This is a genomic window from Flavobacterium sp. (assembly GCF_023151265.1).
Taxonomy (GTDB): domain Bacteria; phylum Bacteroidota; class Bacteroidia; order Flavobacteriales; family Flavobacteriaceae; genus Flavobacterium.
Map to the genome: position 1 here is coordinate 1 of NZ_JAKLJH010000193.1, position 3,926 is coordinate 3,926.

The 3,926-nt window shown below is 34.5% G+C and carries 6 protein-coding genes; 2 read left to right on the top strand and 4 right to left on the bottom strand.

Going from position 1 to position 3,926, the window contains the following annotated elements; genetic code table 11:
- Positions 1–177: 177 nt before the first annotated feature.
- The 3 genes from L6Q46_RS13250 to L6Q46_RS13260 all read right to left on the bottom strand — a co-directional run bounded on the left by L6Q46_RS13250 (position 178) and on the right by L6Q46_RS13260 (position 1,585).
- Positions 178–663 (bottom strand): hypothetical protein, encoded by a 486-nt coding sequence (locus L6Q46_RS13250; RefSeq protein ID WP_291284702.1) that lies wholly within the window; start codon positions 661–663, stop codon positions 178–180.
- Between the two features lie 19 nt (positions 664–682).
- Positions 683–1,231, bottom strand: a complete 549-nt coding sequence (locus L6Q46_RS13255; RefSeq protein WP_291284703.1) for a DUF3800 domain-containing protein — start codon at positions 1,229–1,231, stop codon at positions 683–685.
- Between the two features lie 123 nt (positions 1,232–1,354).
- Positions 1,355–1,585, bottom strand: a complete 231-nt coding sequence (locus L6Q46_RS13260; RefSeq protein ID WP_291284704.1) for a helix-turn-helix transcriptional regulator — start codon at positions 1,583–1,585, stop codon at positions 1,355–1,357.
- A gap of 133 nt (positions 1,586–1,718) precedes the next feature.
- On the opposite strand from L6Q46_RS13260, the gene L6Q46_RS13265 reads away from it, so the two are divergent.
- Positions 1,719–2,045, top strand: coding sequence for a hypothetical protein (locus L6Q46_RS13265; RefSeq protein WP_291284705.1), 327 nt, complete (start codon positions 1,719–1,721; stop codon positions 2,043–2,045).
- Between the two features lie 508 nt (positions 2,046–2,553).
- Here the strand turns inward: L6Q46_RS13265 and L6Q46_RS13270 are convergent.
- A complete protein-coding gene (locus L6Q46_RS13270) occupies positions 2,554–2,778 on the bottom strand; it encodes a hypothetical protein (protein WP_291284706.1) in 225 nt (74 codons plus the stop codon).
- A gap of 701 nt (positions 2,779–3,479) precedes the next feature.
- Between L6Q46_RS13270 and L6Q46_RS13275 the strand changes: the two genes are divergently transcribed.
- On the top strand, positions 3,480–3,926 hold a 447-nt coding region (locus L6Q46_RS13275), incomplete at its 3' end, for a hypothetical protein (protein WP_291284707.1).

Sequence of the window (3,926 nt, forward strand, 5' to 3'; positions counted from 1 at the left end):
TGGTTCCTCCTTCTCTTTTTATTTTTGAAAGAATATTGGGAAAACAGTACAAAGGTTTAGCCTCTTTATCCACAGCAATTGGAACTATAACTGGGGCTTCTTTCGAACCAGTTTTAGCGATTAGTTTTAGGGCATTTTCAGGAAGGTGAATATCCATGTCTTTTTATTTTATGGGAATTACAAATCTTCATTGTCAATCATTTTCCGTAATCGTTTATTTGCTTCTGTACTTAAAATATCAACGTTATTAATTGTTGCCGTTTTCACAATGTCTCGAGCTATTTTTATTCGCTCAACCATTGGAACGATTAGATTTTTGTTCAACGTAACAAAAGCCTGAACATCCTTTACACTATTTGGAATTTTATATCCTGATCTGTTTGAAGAAATTATTATTCCTTTATCCCTCAATTTAGCAACAATCTTATTTCTAAAAACTTCCATGCTTAGCGGAGTCTCAACAGCATAATTGATATGGTTCAAAATTTCCTTGGTCGAAGTATACTTTCCTTTAAGTCCCGCCTCATGATTCAACAACAGAATATTTAAAAACTGTTTTTGAATCGGATTGTATTTGTCTGATTCGTCGTTTGATTCAAGAAATTGTCGAATCTTGTAAATTGATACTTCACTAATATTACCGTCATAATTATCCTCAACCAATATCTCTTCTATTGACGAATCAGCTGTGTCCTTCGGAAAATAGATGAGTTGCGAGAAGTTGGATTAATTTATTACTCTTGCTATCAGCCATGCTAAAATCTGAACCTCCAAATAAATCTACAACGTGAGTTTTATTTACGTACTTCTTAAACTCTACCATAAATGGATTTGAACCTAATTCGTCAACGGTTATTGATAGTTTTGGAAAGACGCGATACAGATTATTATATAAGATTCCATTCAAATATTTGTAAAATGATTTCTTGTACTTAAATCCTTGCGAATAAAGCTTTTTCTTATCCACAATCAATGAAACCAATGTGAAATTAGTATCCTTGAATTCATTTAATATACTTAGCCTTCGAGTATGATTATCAGCTATTTTGCTGGATTTTATTTCAGATTTTTGAAAATTATATTTCTTTCGAACCTCGTCAATTTGAGTTTCAATATTATCTAGGTTTTCACCTGTACAGATGATTGCTGAAACGATAAAACAATTTCCTTGGGTATCAAACTCAAAAGAGTTATTTCCAGATTCATCAATAAAGGCATATACTTGAGACATTGTGAACAGATTTTATAACTACTATAAAATCCTTTCCAATACTAAGAAAACATAGAGTATTGTGGCTTTTCAGTGTAAAATAGTAGTGGGGGTTATTCATTTTCTAAATTAATAGTTTGGTTCTCATTTGGTCGGATTTAATAATTCCCGAATATCAACATCAAGTAAAACTGAAATCCTATACAAATCTTCAAGACTAGGCTGTCTTCTATTTGTACTCCAAGCACTAACGGTATTTATGTTTTTTCCAATTTCAGAAGCCAACCAAACTTGTGTTACCTTCTTACTTACTAAAACTTCTTTTATTCGGTTTAAATCTTTCATTGACTCTAAAATAACGAAAGAAAACGGCATAAAGGATCAATCAAACCTTCGTCAAAGGCATATTAGTCTCTCTTAAAAATGTAATAATATCAATTTAAGAAACACTTATATAAATAATATGTATATTTATCATCGTCAAATGAATATATAAAAATATTGAGCCATGCAGAAAAAAAATTCCAAAAAGATTATCATTCAATTGATAAAAGACGATTTAAAGCACCAACATACAATTACAGGATTGAACCTCTTGGGGTTCGGGAACGATAATGCCGAATTGAACATTTGTATTTCCGTGTTTTCATTGATGGAACTCAACATCAACGATAAGCGCTTGGAGCATTTAACAGAGCAGTACCATGACCGCGCCTATCATGTAACCGAAATTAGCTTTAACGATAAAGAGGCTTTTGAACGCCTGGCAACCGGAATTTATGACTGGCTGGCTTTGGAGCGCAGAAAATACAAGAAGCTGTTGCGTAAAACTTGAAGGTACGGAAAGCCAGCATTTAATTTTTTTCTACTTGCACCGGGTGTGGCGGGGCAACTGCGTTTTTATTATCAGCCAGAACCGAATTTTGAGTAATAAAAATCTATTTGCCCCACGGGAGGCGGTGCAACTAATATTTTTTTATCCTCCGAAAACGGAAAACCGCCTAATAAAAAGTTACTTGCCCCGGGAGGGGTAGTGCAACTAGCTTTTTATTCTGCTTTGAAAAAAAATGTTTTGGAATAAAATCATAACTGCCCACCTAAAGTGGGCAACTAATTTTTTTTACCCTTTGAAGCCGATTTCTGACCGAATAAAATGCTAACTGCCCGCTATAGGGTGGGCAACTAATTTTAAATTACCTTTTTGAACCGAATTTTGACTAAAAAAACCTAACTGCCCACTTAGAGGTGGGCAACTAATTTTTTTTTACCCTTTAGAGCCGATTTCTGACTGAATAAAATGCTAACTGCCCACTTTAGGCGGGCAGTTATTTTTTTTTGATTGATCAATCTTTGTCAGGCATACTTCCCAGACTAAAAACGACAAGGGAAAAATCTTCGTCAAAAGTTTCCTTTGTTCCCGCATCAACAATGTTGCACAGATGTACTTTTAATTCAGCATCCTTTTGAGTAGAGTTAATAGCCTGCTTTAAACGCTTCATTTCAACTCCATAATCTCCACCGTTTTTAACGTTGTCTTTGATTGATTCTAATTGCTCTTTAAGGTTCATATCTTTAGAATTTGTGAATAGATGGTTTAAATATATGATTTACTGTTATTCGTCTATCGAAAATTAAAGTTGGGCAAATCGGATTAAAGGATTCGTCAAGTCGGAAAGAAAGATTGGTCGAAATGGATTTCAGTAAGATTCGACTAGAACTGACTTAAAATGGAGTTGGGTGTAAAGAATCGCCATAGTTCGTCTATAGAAAACTAAAGTTGGGCGAATCGGATTAAAAGATTCGTCAAGTCGAAAAGAAGGATTCATCGAAATAAGTTCGAGTAGGAACCGAGTTGAATAGTCGAAAAATCAATCGCTATAAAATGTAAATGGAGTAAGACAGGCGTCATTACTCCATTCACTAATCAACCTAACCTAACCACCTAAATCAGGTTGAAATTAGAACTAATTTTTGACTAAGGAAGTTTTTAGCGGTAAAAAGGCTGTTTTTGTCGGTGTGTGTAAAGTACAATGCCAATGGTGTAAAGTTGAATATTCATGGTGTACAATGGTGTAATGTTACCATTTTGGTGTTTTTACGTGTTTTTTTGATGCATTCGCAAAGAATTACCTGAAAACAACCTGATCCACTACATGAGGTTAGCTAATACAGACATGAAGTAACCTTGCTCAACATGGGGTTTTACTGGGTTTCAGGAATTTTAACTGATTCAATGTAAGATTTAGGAGGTCGGAAGCGTTATAAGGTTATGGAAGCAAATTACCCACCTGAAGAGCTGTTTCTAAAAGCTTATACCCGTTTTTACCATTCTTTAAAACGTCGGTATCTATTGAGCATAGAGAAGGCAGCAGACAAAACTTATGTAAGCAATTATTTGAGACGCACTTTGTTCCTCGAAAATCAAAACATTCCACGATATTCTGTGTTTTATCATTCTTTGGTTTCCACTTATGCACATCATCAAAAATTTGGTGAACCGAACTCCCTCGAATTGACGCTTTCAACCCTTTTACCCATTCGTGAAATGACTTCAAACATTGTTGAACAAACCTTTATCATACATGCTTCTATCTCCGAACGCTTGTATCAATTGAACTGGTTGTATCTCAAAGCACTTGAAGAAAGCAACACTTCGATTTTGGAGTTAATAGATACGGAAAGGTGTTTATTGAAATACAGCGACGAAAAAGTAGTT

Excerpts from the sequence above, each read along its gene's own strand:
- L6Q46_RS13255 (WP_291284703.1), bottom strand. The coding sequence starts at position 1,231 with ATGTCTCAAGTATATGCCTTTATTGATGAATCTGGAAATAACTCTTTT.
- L6Q46_RS13260 (WP_291284704.1), bottom strand. The coding sequence starts at position 1,585 with ATGCCGTTTTCTTTCGTTATTTTAGAGTCAATGAAAGATTTAAACCGA.
- L6Q46_RS13265 (WP_291284705.1), top strand. The coding sequence starts at position 1,719 with ATGCAGAAAAAAAATTCCAAAAAGATTATCATTCAATTGATAAAAGAC.
- L6Q46_RS13270 (WP_291284706.1), bottom strand. The coding sequence starts at position 2,778 with ATGAACCTTAAAGAGCAATTAGAATCAATCAAAGACAACGTTAAAAAC.